Here is a 15,747-nt window from a genome sequence, read left to right as displayed (position 1 = left end):
AGGAGCGTTGTAATGCCTGAGATCTATCATTTTTTCCAACAGCTGGTTAATGGCCTGACCATTGGCAGCACCTATGCCTTGATAGCCATTGGCTACACAATGGTTTACGGCATCATTGGAATGATTAACTTCGCCCATGGCGAGGTGTACATGATTGGCTCCTACGTGGCCTTCATCGCCCTTGCCGGGCTGGCCATGCTGGGGATCCACTCTCTGCCGCTGTTGATGACCGCCGCCTTTATCGCGTCGATCGTCGTGACCAGTGCCTATGGCTACAGTATCGAACGCGTTGCCTACCGACCCTTGCGTGGCAGCAACCGTCTGATCCCGCTGATTTCCGCCATCGGCATGTCGATCTTCCTGCAGAACACGGTATTGCTGTCCCAGGACTCCAAGGACAAGTCCATTCCCAACCTGATCCCGGGGAGCATCTCCTTCGGCCCGGGTGGCGCACAGGAAGTGCTGATTTCGTACATGCAGATTCTGGTTTTCGTCGTCACCCTGGTGGCGATGCTGGGCCTGACCCTGTTCATCTCCCGCTCCCGTCTGGGGCGCGCCTGCCGGGCCTGCGCCGAAGACATCAAGATGGCCAACCTGCTGGGCATCAACACCAACAACATCATCGCCCTGACCTTCGTGATCGGTGCCGCGCTGGCCGCCGTCGCGGCGGTGCTGCTGAGCATGCAGTACGGCGTGATCAACCCCAACGCCGGTTTCCTGGTAGGCCTCAAGGCCTTTACCGCGGCGGTATTGGGCGGCATCGGCAGTATTCCGGGCGCCATGCTCGGCGGGCTGGTGCTGGGTGTGGCTGAAGCCTTTGGCGCCGATATCTTCGGTGACCAGTACAAGGACGTCGTGGCGTTCGGCCTGTTGGTTCTGGTGCTGTTGTTCCGTCCGACCGGCATTTTGGGCCGTCCGGAGGTTGAGAAAGTATGAGCAGATATCTTAAATCGGCGTTTTTCAGCGCGCTGTTGGTTTGGGCGGTTGCGTTCCCCGTACTCGGCCTCAAGCTGAGCATTGTCGGCATCAACCTGGAAGTGCATGGCACCGGTCCCGTGACCCTGACCATCATCGCCCTGTGTTCGGTACTGATGTTCCTGCGCGTGTTGTTCAGCGATCAGTTCAGTGCCGTGTTCAAGGGCAACCGTGGCCCGCTGGTATCGCCCAAGGTCAGCCAGTTCCTGACCCTGCCGCGCACCCAGCGCTACATCATCATCGCGTTGATCATCGCCGCGCTGATCTGGCCGTTCTTCGGCTCGCGCGGCGCAGTCGACATCGCCACGCTGATCCTGATCTACGTGTTGCTGGGCCTGGGCCTGAATATCGTGGTAGGCCTGGCCGGCCTGCTCGACCTGGGTTACGTGGGCTTCTACGCCGTGGGTGCCTACACCTACGCGTTGCTGTCGCATTACCTGGGCTGGAGCTTCTGGATCTGCCTGCCGCTGGCGGGCATGGCAGCGGCCACGTTCGGCTTCCTGCTGGGCTTCCCGGTGTTGCGCCTGCGCGGTGACTACCTGGCGATCGTGACCCTGGGTTTCGGTGAAATCATCCGCTTGTTCCTGCGCAACCTCACCGACATCACCGGCGGCCCGAACGGCATCAGCAACATTCCCAAGCCGACTTTCTTCGGCCTGTCGTTCGACCGCAGTGCTGCCGAAGGCATGCAGACCTTCCACGAATACTTCGGGATCGACTACAACCCGGTGAGCAAAGTGGTGTTCCTGTACCTGGTGGCGCTGCTGCTGGCACTGGCCGCTCTGTTCGTGATCAACCGTTTGCTGCGCATGCCGATCGGCCGTGCGTGGGAAGCGCTGCGCGAAGACGAGATCGCCTGCCGGGCCCTGGGCCTGAACCCGACCATCATCAAGCTCTCCGCGTTTACCCTGGGCGCCGCGTTCGCCGGTTTCGCCGGCAGTTTCTTCGCCGCTCGCCAGGGTTTGGTCACCCCGGAGTCGTTCACCTTCATCGAGTCGGCGATCATCCTCGCCATCGTGGTACTGGGTGGCATGGGCTCGCAACTGGGCGTGATCCTGGCAGCGATCATCATGATCCTGCTGCCCGAGATGATGCGTGAGTTCAGCGACTACCGCATGTTGATGTTCGGCGCCCTGATGGTGCTGATGATGATCTGGCGACCTCAAGGCCTGCTGCCCATGCAACGTCCACACATGGAGCTGCGCAAATGAGCCGCGAGATCCTGAAAGTCGAAAACTTGAGCATGCGCTTCGGCGGCTTGCTGGCGGTCAACGGCGTGGCCCTGACCGTCAAAGAGAAACAGGTTGTGGCATTGATCGGCCCGAACGGCGCCGGCAAGACCACGGTGTTCAACTGCCTCACCGGCTTCTACAAGCCGAGCGGCGGCAGCATCCTGCTGGATGGCCAGCCGATCCAGGGCCTGGCCGGTCACGAAATCGCCCGCAAGGGAGTGGTGCGCACTTTTCAGAACGTGCGGTTGTTCAAGGACATGACGGCAGTGGAAAACCTGCTGATTGCCCAGCACCGTCACCTGAACACCAACTTCTTCGCCGGTCTGTTCAAAACCCCGTCGTTCCGCAAGAGCGAGCGCGAGGCCATGGAGTACGCCGAGTACTGGCTGGACAAGGTCAACCTCACCGAGTTTGCCAACCGCCCTGCCGGCACCCTGGCCTATGGTCAGCAACGTCGCCTGGAAATCGCCCGCTGCATGATGACCCGCCCGCGGATCCTGATGCTCGACGAACCGGCCGCCGGCCTGAACCCCAAGGAAACCGAAGACCTCAAGGCGCTGATCGGCGTGTTGCGTGAGGAAAACAACGCCACCGTGCTGCTGATCGAACACGACATGAAACTGGTCATGAGCATTTCCGACCATATCGTGGTGATCAATCAGGGTACGCCGCTGGCGGACGGGACGCCGGAGCAGATCCGCGACAATTCCGAAGTGATCAAAGCCTACTTGGGGGAAGCGTAAAATGCTGCAATTCGAAAACGTTTCCACTTTCTACGGCAAGATCCAGGCCCTGCACAGCGTCAACGTGGAGGTGCGTCAGGGTGAAATCGTTACGCTGATCGGTGCCAACGGGGCCGGCAAGTCGACGCTGCTGATGACCTTGTGCGGCTCGCCCCAGGCTCACAGCGGCAGCATCCGTTACATGGGTGAGGAACTGGTGGGCAAGCATTCCGCCGAAATCATGCGCAAAAGCATCGCGGTGGTGCCGGAAGGCCGTCGCGTGTTCTCGCGCCTGACCGTGGAAGAGAACCTGGCCATGGGCGGGTTCTTCACCGACAAGGGCGACTACCAGGCGCAGATGGACAAGGTGCTGCACCTGTTCCCTCGGCTCAAGGAACGCTTCAGCCAGCGTGGCGGCACCATGTCCGGCGGTGAGCAGCAAATGCTCGCCATCGGCCGGGCGCTGATGAGCAAGCCCAAGCTGCTGCTTCTGGACGAGCCATCCCTGGGCCTGGCACCCATCATCATCCAGCAGATCTTCGACATCATCGAACAACTGCGCAAGGACGGTGTGACGGTGTTTCTGGTGGAACAGAACGCCAACCAGGCACTGAAAATCGCCGACCGCGCCTACGTGCTGGAAAATGGCCGGGTGGTGATGCAGGGCACGGGTGAGCAATTGCTGACCGACCCGAAAGTGCGCGAGGCGTACCTCGGGGGCTAAGAAACGGTTGCTGTAGAAACCGGATCTAAAATGTGGGAGCGGGCTGGTGTGAGAGCTGGCTTGCCTGCGATGGCATCACCACGGTGTGACTGACACACCGAGGTGCGCGCATCGCGGGCAAGCCCGGCTCCCACACCAGTGCGCTCCCACTTTTTTTGCGCTATGCAAAATTTTTTAAATTATTTTCGCCAGGCGTGTAACGAAATACATCCTGCTGCCTCTAGTGGAGTAAGCAGGCAAACACGCCTGATACCTCAACCCACTGCTGGAGCTCCACCATGACTACCAAACTCTCCGCCGCTACCCTGATCCTGGCCCTCGGTTCGGCCCTGAGCCTGTCCGCCATGTCCAACCTGGCCCACGCCGACGACGCGAAAATGGACAAATGCTTCGGCGTCGCCGAAGCCGGCAAGAACGATTGCGCCGCAGGCGCCGGCACCACCTGCGCCGGCACTTCGAAAGTCAAAGACCAGGCCAACGCCTGGAAACTGGTCCCCGCCGGCACTTGCGGCAAAACCACCAGCTCCACTTCGCCGACCGGTTTCGGCCAGATGCAAGCCTTCACCGCCAAGTCCTGAAACCCTGCACAGCCTGAGTACTGATGATGACGCTTTCACCCCAACACACGGTCTCGCCAGCTCAGGTGCCCGGCCTCCCTTACAGGGCCGGGCTGGGGCTGAAGAGCGAGCACTTCCTCGAAGTGCTCGAGACTTCGCCCGACATCGGTTTTTTTGAAGTGCACGCCGAAAACTACATGGTGGCCGGCGGCCCGTTTCACCACTACCTGGGTTTGATCCGCGAGCAGTACCCGCTGTCATTGCATGGCGTGGGCCTGTCCATCGGCGGCGAAGGGCCATTGAACCGTGAGCACCTGGCACGGCTGGCCACGCTGCTCGAACGCTATCAACCCCACTCTTTTTCCGAACACCTGGCCTGGTCCAGCCACGGCCCGGTGTTTCTCAATGACTTGCTGCCCGTCGCCTACGACGCCGCCACCCTGAACCGCGTGTGCGACCACATCGACCAGGTGCAAAGCAGCCTCAAGCGGCCGATGCTGCTGGAGAACCCCTCGACCTACCTGCAATTCCGGCATTCCACGCTCGACGAGGCGGACTTCATCAGCGAGATCATCCGTCGCACCGGCTGCGGGCTGTTGCTGGACGTCAACAACGTCTATGTATCGTGCATCAACCACCAGCGTGATCCTCTTTCCTACATCGATGCGCTGCCATTAGGCGCCGTGGGTGAGATTCATCTGGCAGGTTTTGCCGAAGACACCGACAGCCTGGGCGACCGCCTGCTGATCGACGACCACGGTGCGCCCATCGATAACGCGGTGTGGCAGCTGTATGAGCAGGTGCTGGCCCGTACCGGCCCGGTGGCCACACTGATCGAGCGGGACAACCAGGTGCCGGCCTTCAGCGTCCTGCACGCGGAAGCCCGGCACGCCGACTGGCACCTCGCGCAGGTGACCCCATGAGCCATCAAACAGCGTTTGCCAACGCCCTGCTCGCATCTGACCAGGCGTGCCCCGAAGGTGTTTTCAGCAGCAACGGCGCTGATCCCGCCAGCCGTTTTGCCGTGTACCGCAACAATGTGCACTGCTCGTTGATCAATGCCCTGGCAGCGGCTTACCCGGTGACACTGCAGTTAGTCGGCGAGGAGTTTTTTCGCGCGATGGCCGCCCTGTTCGTACAAGCCTGCCCGCCGACCAGCCCGCTGATCAGCGAGTACGGCAGTGCATTCGCGGCATTTATCGAAGATTTTGAACCGGCGCAAAGCGTGCCTTACCTCGCCGACGTTGCACGCCTGGAACGCCTGCGCGTGCGTGCCTACCACGCAGCGGACCCCCAAACGCTGGACCAACAGGCGGTGCTCACCGCGCTGCAAGGCCAGGCAAACCTGGGGAAACTGCGCCTGCACCTGCACCCATCGCTGGCCACCCTGGATTCGGCTTATGCGGTGGTGGCGGTTTGGGCTGCGCATCAAGCCGAGGACGCCGTGGAAACCCTGGACCCCTGGCACGCCCAAGGCGCGCTGGTCTTGCGCCAGGGCCTGACCGTCAAGGTGTTCAACATCGACCGCGGCTCGGTCGCCTTTATCAACAGCCTGAACCAGGGCACGGAACTGGAGGCAGCGGTGGCTCATGCCCTCGAAGCCTCCACCGAATTCGACCTGAACCACTGCCTGACACTACTGATCAGTCACGACGCCATCACTGGCCTGCACCCAGAACAAAAGGAATCGCCATGAGCACCTTCGCTTCGAACCCCATCAACCGGGTGATTGCACTGTTCGAGAAAATTCCCTACAGCCTGATCGCCTTTCTCGCACGCTTCTCCATTGCGGCGGTGTTCTGGAAGTCCGGGCAAACCAAGGTCGAAAACTTTGCGATCGACTTGGTCAGCGGTACGTTCCAACTGGGCGCGCCACGGCTGGCCCCCTCCACTATTCCGCTGTTCCAGAGCGAATATCACGTGCCGCTGCTCTCGCCGGAAGTGGCTGCACACCTGTCTGCGTTCGCCGAACACTTTTTCCCGGCGCTGATCCTGATCGGCTTCGCCACGCGCTTCTCGGCCCTGGCGCTGATCGGCATGACGCTGACCATTCAGCTGTTTGTCTACCCGGAAGCCTACCCGACCCACGGCACCTGGATCGCGATTCTGCTGCTGTTGGTCGCCAAAGGCCCGGGTTGCCTGTCCATCGACCACCTGATCGCCCGTCGCTACCGTTAAAGACGGTCCAGGGCTTCGCCGCTGCGCTTGAACCAGTCCACCAGGTAATCGGCAAGTACCTGGGTGCGACGCGGCAGCCCGCCCTGATAAGGGTGAACCAGATACATCGGCAGGCTTCGCGTCTGGTAATCACGCAGGAGCCAGCGCAATCGGCCGTCAGCCAATTCCGCCGGTAACACGTAAGACGGCAGGCGTGCGATGCCGGCGCCAACCAACGCGGCTTTTTTCAGCAGGTTGTAGTGGTTGGAGGCAAAGGTGCCGCTGACCCGCACCCGCAACAGCTCATGTTGCTGGTGATAGAGCCACTCCTCGCGCCCGCTGTAATGGCTGTTGAGCAGACAGGTATGGGTGGCGAGATCAGCCGGGGTCAAGGGTTCGCCGTGTTCCTCAAGGTAGGCCGGGCTGGCGCACGTCATTTCGTGCCAGGCCAGCAGCGGCCTGGCTACCAGCCGCTCATTTTCAATAGCCCCGGTGCGCACGCCCAAATCGAAGCCGTCCCGCGCCAGGTCGCGGTAGCTGTTATTCAGCTCCAGCTCGATCTGCACCTGTGGGTATTGCTTGGAAAACTCCAGCAACAAGCCATCGAAGAAGGTTTCCCCCAACGAGACCGGAACCGTCATACGCACCGGCCCGGCCAAATCGTCCTTGAGCCGCGCCAACGCCTGACGTGCCCGGTCCACCTGGACGACAAGCGCCTGAGCCTGGGGCAACAACGCCGCCCCGGCAGCAGTGAGGCTGAGCTTGCGCGTGGTTCGATGCAGCAGCACCACGGAAAACTGCGCCTCCAATTGGCTGATGCGCTTGGACAACTGGCCCTTACTGCAGCCGAGTTGCTCGGCGGCCACGGTGAAACTGCCGGCTTCGATCAGCACGGCAAAGGCCGCCAGGTCATCCATCTCGCTCATGGATTGTTTCCATTTGAAAACCAAAGGTTGCCTATTAGCGCGTTTATCCAGAGAAAAAGCCACTCTAGACTGAAACCTCACTTACCCCCTGGAGGAACAGCACGATGAAAATCCTATTGATTGGTGCCAGCGGCACGGTCGGTTCAGCGGTCAAGGCAGAGCTGGCGCAGCGTCACGAAGTGATCAGCATCGGGCGCAACAGCGGCGACTTCCAGGTGGACATCAGCGACAGCGCCTCGATCCGCAAGCTGTTCGAGCAAACCGGCAAGTTCGACGCCCTGATCTGCGCCGCGGGCAGCGTCAACTTTGTCGCGCTGGGCGACATGAGCGAAACCGATTTTGAGCTGGGCCTGCGTGACAAGCTGATGGGCCAGGTCAATCTGCTGCTGATCGGCCGCGAATACGCCAACGACGGCGCCTCGTTCACCTTCACCAGCGGCATTTTGAACCGTGACCCGATCCGCACCGGTGCCTCGGCGGCGCTCGTCAACGGCGCGCTGGATGCGTTCGTCAAAGCGGCCGCTATCGAATTGCCACGCGGCCTACGCGTCAACTCGGTGAGCCCGACCGTGCTGCTCGAAGCGATGGGCAGCTATGCGCCCTACTTCCGCGGGTTCAAACCGGCGACCGGTGCCGATGTGGCGCTGGCCTACGCAAAAAGCGTCGAGGGATTGCAGACCGGTCAGACCTTTATCGTAGGCTGAATCCCGCGTCTGTAAGAATCGCCTGAAGCCGGGCGACGGGCTTGTGATGCAGCGCCAGCCTGCGTAACGTGGCGGCACTTGTTTGGAGACCGATCAATGCGTGCCGTCCGTACCCTCGCCCTGTTTGCCCTGCTGCCCCTGTTCACCGCTTGCCAGATGTTCGAAAGCGAGCCGGCCAAACCCTCCACTGTCGGGATGACCCGCATGCAGGGCGAGCTGACGGCCGTGGGCGGCAAGCTGTTGTTCCAGCCCTGTGGCGACCAGCGCAACTACGTGGTCAACGACACCGGCGGCACCAGTGTGCTGCAGGAAGCCGCCTCCCTGGCCGGCCAGCAAGGTGCGCTGTTTGCCGACCTGCGTGGCAAATTTTCCGGAGTCGCCGCCGGCACCCAGGGGTCGGTGGAGTTGCAGCAGCTCTATCGCGTCGAGCGTTCGACCTCGGCCTGCAACGACCCCGACTTCAAACGCATGATCCTGCGCGCCAACGGCCATAAACCGGCGTGGGCGATGAACGTCACGGCCAAGGGCATGGTGCTTGAACGTGAGGGCCAGCCACCGCTGGCGGTGCCCTATGTCGAGGAACAGATCGGCGACGGTCGCTTCAACCTGATGACCGAAGCCAACAACCAGCACGTCGAACTGTGGGTCGCGCCGCAGCGTTGCGTGGACCCGGTCAGCGGCAGCTTGCAGCACATGACTGCCGAGTTGCGCGTCAACGGCCAGGTACAACGCGGTTGCGCGGCATTTGGTGGCTCGCGCGACGACTGATTGCGCCCTGCGCGGTTTTAACCTGACGGAAAACCGCCATTGGGGCTTATAATCGCCGGTTTGCAAAACAGCCGGCCTTTTTGCCCGCCGCCTACCGGACCCTGTCATGTTACGAATCACCGAACTCAAGCTGCCCATCGACCATCCCGAAGAAGACCTGCGGCCTGCCATCGTGCAGCGCCTGGGCATCGCCAGTGATGACCTGCTCGATTTCACCCTGTTCAAACGCAGCTACGACGCGCGCAAAAAATCGTCGGAGCTGTGCTTCATCTACACCATCGACCTGAACGTAAAGGGTGAAGCCGCGCTGCTGCTCAAGTTCGCCGACGACCGCAACGTCAACCCGGCGCCGGACGTCAGCTACAAGGTGGTAGGCCAGGCGCCGGAAGGCCTGACTGAACGGCCGATCGTCGTCGGTTTCGGCCCGTGCGGGATCTTCGCAGGGCTGCTGCTGGCACAGATGGGCTTCAAGCCGATCATCCTCGAGCGTGGCAAGGAAGTGCGCCAGCGCACCAAGGACACCTGGGGCCTGTGGCGTAAAAGCGTGCTGAACCCCGAGTCCAACGTGCAATTTGGCGAGGGCGGCGCCGGGACCTTTTCCGACGGCAAACTGTACAGCCAGATCAAGGACCCGAAATTCCACGGCCGCAAAGTGCTGCACGAGTTCGTCAAGGCCGGCGCGCCGGAGGAGATTCTCTACGTCAGCAAGCCGCATATCGGCACCTTCCGCCTGACCGGCGTGGTGGAAAACATGCGCCAGCAGATCATCGCCCTCGGCGGTGAAGTGCGTTTCGAACAGCGCGTGACAGACGTGCTGATCGAAGACGGCCAACTGCACGGCGTGGTCATCGACGGCGGCGAGCAAATCCTCTCCAAACACGTGATCCTGGCCCTGGGCCACAGCGCCCGCGACACCTTCCGCATGCTCCACGGCCGTGGCGTGTACATGGAAGCCAAGCCGTTCTCGGTGGGTTTCCGCATCGAACACCCGCAATCGCTGATCGACGCGGCGCGCCTGGGCAAATACGCCGGGCACCCGAAACTCGGCGCCGCCGACTACAAGCTGGTGCACCACGCCAAAAACGGCCGCTCGGTCTACAGCTTCTGCATGTGCCCCGGCGGTACGGTTGTCGCGGCGACTTCCGAGCCGAACCGCGTCGTCACCAACGGCATGAGCCAGTACTCGCGTAACGAACGCAATGCCAACTCCGGCATCGTGGTCGGCATTACCCCCGAAGTGGATTACCCGGGCGGCCCGCTGGCCGGTATCGAACTGCAGGAACGCCTGGAGTCCCACGCCTATGTCCTCGGCGGCAGCAACTACGAAGCGCCGGCGCAGCTTGTAGGAGACTTCATCGCAGGCAAACCCTCCACCGCCCTTGGCAGTGTCGAACCGTCCTACAAACCAGGCGTGGCACTGGGTGACCTGGCCCTGGCCTTGCCGGACTTCGCCATCGAAGCCATCCGTGAGGCGCTCCCCGCGTTCGAGAAGCAGATCAAGGGCTACTCGCTGCACGACGCAGTATTGACCGGGATCGAGACCCGCACGTCATCGCCATTGCGGATTACCCGTAACGAAGCGATGCAGAGTCTGAACGTGAAAGGCCTGTTTCCGGCCGGTGAAGGCGCGGGTTATGCGGGCGGGATTCTGTCGGCAGGCGTGGACGGTATCCGGATTGCCGAGGCATTGGCGCGGGATATGTTGGGCCTTGAGGCCTGATCACGTTATTACGACCAGCACCATCAATTGTGGGAGCTGGCCTGCCTGCGATAGCGGAGTATCAGTCGACGTGTTTATTGACTGAACCACCGCTATCGCAGGCAAGCCAGCTCCCACATTGGTTTGAGCGTTGAATCAGATATTGGCTCGCAAGATGCTGTCCGGCAGAGGCTCCCCCCGCTCCACACTCGCCGCAACGGCCGCGATCAAACTGCCCAGCTCGTAACCCTGCGCGGTAAGCCACGCCTGATCGTAATAGGTGGTTGCATACCGCTCGCCGCCATCACACAAGATCGCCACGATCGAACCCGATTCCCCCGCCGCTTTCATCTGCTGCGCCGCCACCAGGGCGCCGATCAGGTTGGTCCCGCTGGAACCACCCACCCGCCGCCCGAGGCGCCCGGCCAGGTAATGCATGGCCGCCAGCGACAGCGCATCCGGCACTTTGACCATCGCATCGATCACTTGGGGCAAGAACGACGCTTCGACCCGCGGGCGGCCGATGCCCTCGATGCGCGAACCACAGTCCAGGCGCAGGCTGGCGTCGCCGGTCTGGTAGAAGTCGAAAAACACCGAGCGCTCGGCATCGGCGCACAGCACGCGAGTGCAATGCTGGCGATAACGCACGTAACGCCCCAGGGTCGCCGTGGTGCCACCCGTGCCGGGGCTTGAAATCAGCCAGCTCGGCTCGGGGAAATGCTCGAAACGCATCTGCTGGAAGATCGACTCGGCGATGTTGTTGTTCGCCCGCCAGTCGGTGGCGCGCTCGGCGTAAGTGAATTGGTCAAGGAAGTGGCCGCCGCTTTCCTTCGCCAATCGTTCGGATTCGGCGTAGATCTGCGTCGGATCGTTTACCAGATGACTCCTGCCGCCGTAGCAGGCGATCTGGTCGATCTTCGCCTGGGACGTCGTGGCCGGCATCACCGCAATAAACGGCAAGCCGAGCAGGCGCGCAAAGTACGCCTCGGAAACCGCCGTCGAACCGCTGGACGCCTCGATCACCGGTGCACCCGGTTTGAGCCAGCCATTGCACAGGGCATACAGAAACAGCGAGCGGGCCAACCGGTGCTTCAGGCTGCCGGTGGGGTGACTGGACTCGTCCTTGAAGTACAACTCGATACCCGGCAACCCCGGTAATGGCAACGGAATCAGGTGCGTGTCGGCGCTGCGCTGGAAGTCCGCTTCGATGATGCGAATGGCTTCGCGGGCCCAGGTACGGTGGTCGCTCATAAGGTGGATCTCTAAAGATTTCAGCCCCGATTTTAGGGGCTTTCCTACACTGCACACAGATACAGTGGCGACTCAATTAGACACACAATTGCTAGGCTTTCACGCAAAGCCCACCCAGCTCAACGCTTATAACAAATAAGAATATAACTTTTGTTTTAACAACTAACAGTACGGGTTAGGGTACCCACCTATTGAACCTGGATTGGAGAGCATCTCGTGCCTCTGCGTAGCACTTTCACCCGTTTCTTCCAGCTGGAAGCCGCCAGCGGTCTGTTGCTGATCGCCGCTGCCGCCCTGGCGCTGATCATCAACAACTCACCGTTGTCGCACCTGTACAACGCCTTTCTCGACGTGCCCGTGGTCGCCCAGATCGGCGCACTGAAAATCGCCAAACCCGCGTTGCTGTGGATCAACGACGGCCTGATGGCCCTGTTCTTCCTGCTGATCGGCCTTGAGGTCAAACGCGAGCTGCTCGACGGCCATTTGTCCAAACCGTCGCAAGTGGTGCTGCCCGGTGCAGCGGCCATTGGCGGCATGGTGGTGCCGGCGCTGATCTACTGGGCGCTGAACAAGGGCAACTCTGCGGCCCTCGCTGGCTGGGCCATCCCGATGGCCACCGATATTGCCTTCGCATTGGGTGTGCTGGCCTTGCTCGGCAAGCGCGTGCCGGTGTCGCTGAAACTGTTCCTGATGACCCTCGCGATCATTGACGACCTGGGCGCGATCATCGTGATTGCGCTGTTCTATTCCACTGACCTGTCCGGCGCTTCGCTGGCGGGTGCAGGCGCTTGCCTGATTGCGCTGATCGCGATGAACCGCCTGGGCGTGATCAAGCTCGGGCCGTACCTGATCATCGGTCTGATCCTGTGGGTGTGCGTGCTCAAGAGCGGCGTGCACGCAACGCTGGCCGGCGTGACACTGGCGTTCTGCATCCCGATGCGCACCAAAAATGCCGAGCCGTCACCGCTGTTGACACTTGAACACGCCCTGCACCCGTGGGTCGCCTACGGCATCCTGCCTCTGTTCGCCTTCGCCAATGCGGGCGTGTCCCTGACCGGCGTCAGCCTGGAAAGCTTCACCCATCACGTACCGTTGGGCATTGCTGCCGGCCTGTTGATCGGCAAGACCATTGGTGTCTTCGGCCTGACCTGGGTCGCAGTCAAAACCGGCCTCTCCGCGCTGCCCAGCGGCGCCAATTGGGGCCAGGTGTTCGGCGTGGCCATCCTCTGTGGCATCGGCTTCACCATGAGCCTGTTCGTCGGCTCACTGGCGTTTGTGCCGGGCGTCAGCGAATTTGCCGGTGAGGACCGCATGGGCATTCTGACCGGTTCCATACTGGCCGCCTGCATTGGTTACGCGGTCACGGCGATGGCCAGCCGCAAACAAGCCTGATCGCCTGAAACACACTCAAAACCCCAGCCGGGCAGCCGGTTGGGGTTTTTCTTTGGCCAGGGCTCAGGTTTCATCTTTGCCCACCTAAAGACTTGCCCTCCCCCGCCGACTATTGGGTGTGGCGACCTCAGTGCCCTCTCCGGGACACCCGCCCGAATGTGCTCCCCCATGTGTTTCAGCCCGAGCGACAAGCCCATGTTCCTGAGAAATATAAGAATCGCGGCCAGAGCCTTCATCGGCTTCGCCGCTATTGCGTCGCTGAGTGTGTTTCTTGGCCTGTTTGCGCTCAAACAGATTGGCGAGGTCCAGTCCCAGGCGGCGGACATTCAGAACAATTGGATGCAGCGCGTGCGGTTGTTGGCCTTGGCCAATGCTTCGCTTGACCGTTTCCGCCTGGGTGAAATGGCGCACATTTTGTCTTCGAGCGATGCCGACATGCAGACCTACGAGGACAAATCCGCCGGGCGCCTGAAAGCCGTCAAGGAACAACTGGGGCAATACGCCACGTTGCTGCGCACCCCGGATGAGAAGTCCCGGCTCGAGGTGTTCAACCAGAGCCTGGAGGGCTATGCGAAGAACCACACCGAGATGCTCAAGCGCTCGCGCTCGGGCGACAAGGCCGGCGCCCGCGACTTTCTCAACAACATCCGCGAAAGTTATGAGCAGATGACCAAGAATTTCGACCAGTTGATCGACCTCGCCAACAAAGGCGCAGAACAGGCTGGCCGAACGTCCGAACAGGCTTACCAACACGCGGTCAGCGGTATCGCGATCGTCATTGTGCTGGTGAGTGCCGGCACCGTGCTGGTGGCCTGGCTGCTGACCCGCAGCATCACCGGGCCGATCAACGAAGCGGTGCGTGTGGCCGAAACCATTGCCCAAGGCGATCTTACGCAACCCATTACACCAACAGGCAACGACGAAGCCACGCGCTTGCTCCGCGCCCAGGAAACCATGCGCGACAACCTGGTGCGAACCCTGCGGCAAATTACCGGTTCATCCAGCCAACTGGCGGCGGCAGCGGAACAACTGAATGCGGTGACCGCTGAGGGCAGTCGCGATCTGCAACAGCAACACGGAGAAATCCAGCAAGCCGCCACCGCTGTTACCGAGATGACCACGGCCATTGAAGACGTCGCGCGCAACGCGGCCTCGACTTCCGACTTGTCCCAGGAGTCGCGCAGCATCGCCCTTAAAGGCCAACAGCGCATGGTCGAAGCCTTGAATTCCATTCAGGCGCTGACCCGTGGGGTCGAACTCAGTTCCGGGCAGGTCGGTGGCCTGGCCGAACAGGCCAAAGGTATCGGCAAGGTGCTTGATGTAATCCGCACCATTGCCGAGCAGACCAACCTGCTGGCCCTGAATGCCGCCATCGAAGCCGCCCGCGCCGGGGAAGCCGGGCGTGGTTTTGCCGTGGTCGCCGACGAGGTGCGTGCCCTGGCCCATCGCACCGCTCAATCGACCCAGGAAATCGAGCAGATGATCGGCAGCATTCAGACCAACACCGCGAGCACCGTCAACACCATGCTCGACAGCAGCACCATGACCCAACAAACCCTGGGCCTGGCCGAACTGGCACAGCAGGCACTGGCCGATATTCTGGCGGCGAATGACGAGATCAACGACCGCAACCTGGTGATAACCACAGCGGCGGCGGAACAGGCTGATGTGGCACGGGCCGTGGATCGCAACTTGCTGAACATTCAGCAGTTGTCGGTGCAGTCGGCAGAAGGCTCGACGCAAACGACCGCCGCCTCGCAATCGCTGGCGAGCCTGGCGCACGAGCTGAATACGATGGTGAAGCACTTCCAGGTGTGAAATGAAGCTTGGAGGGGCCAGCGCAACCTTGTGGCGAGGGCGCTTGCTCCCTCGCCACAGTGACAGTTACGACCTTTAAAAACAAAAACCCCCAACCGGTCACCCGGTTGGGGGTTTTGTGTTTCTGCAACCGACGCTTAGCGGGTAACGCGGCTGGTACCGTTGACGGTCATGATGCGTACACGGTCGCCAATGCGGAAGATTTCGTTCTCTTGAACCGCCTGGACGTAGGCGCGCATGCTGCCGTCGTCTTCACGAACGGTGATTTCCACGCCCTGGGTACGGGTCAGGCCTTCTTCGGTGGCCGAGCCCAGCAGGCCGCCGGCTACGGCGCCGATCACTGCGGTAACGATGCTGCCACGACCGCCGCCGATGGCGCTGCCGCCAACGCCGCCGATGACCGCGCCAGCAGCGCCGCCGATTGGGGTCTTGGTACCTTCGATCTTCACAGGGCGCAGGGACTCGATGGTACCCATGCGAACGGTTTGTACACGACGCGCCTCGTCACGGGAGTACGAGTCGCCGGTCAGACTCGAGGCGCAGCCACCCAGCAGCAACGACAGGGTGGTAAAGCAGGCAACCAGTAAAACGGACTTACGCATAGCATCAACTCCAAAGGACAGGTATTCATTAGACGCTGCGGCTTGGCGCCTGTCACGGCAAGCCAGGCAGAAAATTGCTTTCATTCAGCCTTAGTACAGACTGCCAGTACCAGAAAACTCGACGAATGGTAGCACTCGACGTGTGCCAAAAAATGTCATGCCCTGCTCGACAGTGTAGTAGCCACGCACGCGTGCGCCCCGAAGCTCATCAGTAAAACGT

General features: G+C 61.4%; 16 protein-coding genes. 13 read left to right on the top strand and 3 right to left on the bottom strand.

Going from position 1 to position 15,747, the window contains the following annotated elements; all coding sequences use genetic code 11:
• Window positions 1-12: 12 nt before the first annotated feature.
• The 8 genes from livH to ATI14_RS13920 all read left to right on the top strand — a co-directional run bounded on the left by livH (window position 13) and on the right by ATI14_RS13920 (window position 6,388).
• Complete coding sequence (livH, locus tag ATI14_RS13955) at window positions 13-936, top strand: high-affinity branched-chain amino acid ABC transporter permease LivH (protein ID WP_016970385.1); 924 nt, start codon at window positions 13-15, stop codon at window positions 934-936.
• Complete coding sequence (locus ATI14_RS13950) at window positions 933-2,186, top strand: high-affinity branched-chain amino acid ABC transporter permease LivM (RefSeq protein WP_016970384.1); 1,254 nt, start codon at window positions 933-935, stop codon at window positions 2,184-2,186. Before livH ends, ATI14_RS13950 begins: the two co-directional genes overlap by 4 nt.
• Window positions 2,183-2,950: a high-affinity branched-chain amino acid ABC transporter ATP-binding protein LivG gene (gene livG / locus ATI14_RS13945; RefSeq protein WP_016970383.1), complete on the top strand. Its 768-nt coding sequence runs from the start codon at window positions 2,183-2,185 to the stop codon at window positions 2,948-2,950. Before ATI14_RS13950 ends, livG begins: the two co-directional genes overlap by 4 nt.
• Before the next feature lies 1 nt (window position 2,951).
• A complete protein-coding gene (locus tag ATI14_RS13940; RefSeq protein WP_016970382.1) occupies window positions 2,952-3,653 on the top strand; it encodes an ABC transporter ATP-binding protein in 702 nt (233 codons plus the stop codon).
• Window positions 3,654-3,931: 278 nt separating this feature from the next.
• Window positions 3,932-4,231 carry a BufA1 family periplasmic bufferin-type metallophore gene (locus tag ATI14_RS13935; protein WP_016970381.1) on the top strand — a complete coding sequence of 100 codons (300 nt, stop codon included), beginning with the start codon at window positions 3,932-3,934 and terminating at the stop codon, window positions 4,229-4,231.
• A gap of 23 nt (window positions 4,232-4,254) precedes the next feature.
• Window positions 4,255-5,133: an MNIO family bufferin maturase gene (bufB, locus tag ATI14_RS13930; RefSeq protein WP_016970380.1), complete on the top strand. Its 879-nt coding sequence runs from the start codon at window positions 4,255-4,257 to the stop codon at window positions 5,131-5,133.
• A complete protein-coding gene (locus ATI14_RS13925; RefSeq protein WP_016970379.1) occupies window positions 5,130-5,906 on the top strand; it encodes an HvfC/BufC N-terminal domain-containing protein in 777 nt (258 codons plus the stop codon). Before bufB ends, ATI14_RS13925 begins: the two co-directional genes overlap by 4 nt.
• Complete coding sequence (locus tag ATI14_RS13920) at window positions 5,903-6,388, top strand: DoxX family protein (protein WP_016970378.1); 486 nt, start codon at window positions 5,903-5,905, stop codon at window positions 6,386-6,388. The genes ATI14_RS13925 and ATI14_RS13920 overlap by 4 nt, the downstream gene beginning before the upstream one ends.
• On the opposite strand, the gene ATI14_RS13915 is transcribed toward ATI14_RS13920, so the two are convergent.
• Window positions 6,385-7,293, bottom strand: a complete 909-nt coding sequence (locus ATI14_RS13915) for a LysR family transcriptional regulator (RefSeq protein ID WP_016970377.1) — start codon at window positions 7,291-7,293, stop codon at window positions 6,385-6,387. The two genes, ATI14_RS13920 and ATI14_RS13915, sit on opposite strands and share 4 nt — an antisense overlap.
• 104 nt (window positions 7,294-7,397) lie before the next feature.
• On the opposite strand from ATI14_RS13915, the gene ATI14_RS13910 reads away from it, so the two are divergent.
• The 3 genes from ATI14_RS13910 to ATI14_RS13900 all read left to right on the top strand — a co-directional run bounded on the left by ATI14_RS13910 (window position 7,398) and on the right by ATI14_RS13900 (window position 10,485).
• Complete coding sequence (locus ATI14_RS13910; protein ID WP_016970376.1) at window positions 7,398-7,997, top strand: short chain dehydrogenase; 600 nt, start codon at window positions 7,398-7,400, stop codon at window positions 7,995-7,997.
• Between the two features lie 96 nt (window positions 7,998-8,093).
• Entirely contained in the window at window positions 8,094-8,765 is a 672-nt protein-coding gene (locus ATI14_RS13905) for a COG3650 family protein (protein ID WP_016970375.1), read from the top strand.
• Between the two features lie 106 nt (window positions 8,766-8,871).
• A complete protein-coding gene (locus ATI14_RS13900; RefSeq protein WP_016970374.1) occupies window positions 8,872-10,485 on the top strand; it encodes an NAD(P)/FAD-dependent oxidoreductase in 1,614 nt (537 codons plus the stop codon).
• 135 nt (window positions 10,486-10,620) lie between these two features.
• Here the strand turns inward: ATI14_RS13900 and ATI14_RS13895 are convergent, their stop codons facing one another.
• Window positions 10,621-11,715 (bottom strand): PLP-dependent cysteine synthase family protein, encoded by a 1,095-nt coding sequence (locus tag ATI14_RS13895; protein ID WP_016970373.1) that lies wholly within the window; start codon window positions 11,713-11,715, stop codon window positions 10,621-10,623.
• 216 nt (window positions 11,716-11,931) lie between these two features.
• Between ATI14_RS13895 and nhaA the strand changes: the two genes are divergently transcribed.
• Both nhaA and ATI14_RS13885 read left to right on the top strand, forming a co-directional pair.
• Window positions 11,932-13,107 carry a Na+/H+ antiporter NhaA gene (gene nhaA, locus ATI14_RS13890; protein WP_016970372.1) on the top strand — a complete coding sequence of 392 codons (1,176 nt, stop codon included), beginning with the start codon at window positions 11,932-11,934 and terminating at the stop codon, window positions 13,105-13,107.
• A gap of 168 nt (window positions 13,108-13,275) precedes the next feature.
• A complete protein-coding gene (locus tag ATI14_RS13885; protein ID WP_080519825.1) occupies window positions 13,276-14,925 on the top strand; it encodes a methyl-accepting chemotaxis protein in 1,650 nt (549 codons plus the stop codon).
• A 137-nt stretch (window positions 14,926-15,062) separates the two neighbouring features.
• Here the strand turns inward: ATI14_RS13885 and ATI14_RS13880 are convergent, their stop codons facing one another.
• Window positions 15,063-15,527 (bottom strand): outer membrane lipoprotein, encoded by a 465-nt coding sequence (locus tag ATI14_RS13880; protein WP_016970370.1) that lies wholly within the window; start codon window positions 15,525-15,527, stop codon window positions 15,063-15,065.
• Between the last annotated feature and the right edge of the window lie 220 nt (window positions 15,528-15,747).

Source organism: Pseudomonas tolaasii NCPPB 2192, from assembly GCF_002813445.1.
GTDB lineage: Bacteria > Pseudomonadota > Gammaproteobacteria > Pseudomonadales > Pseudomonadaceae > Aquipseudomonas > Aquipseudomonas tolaasii.
This window is presented reverse-complemented; position numbering and strand designations above follow the sequence as displayed.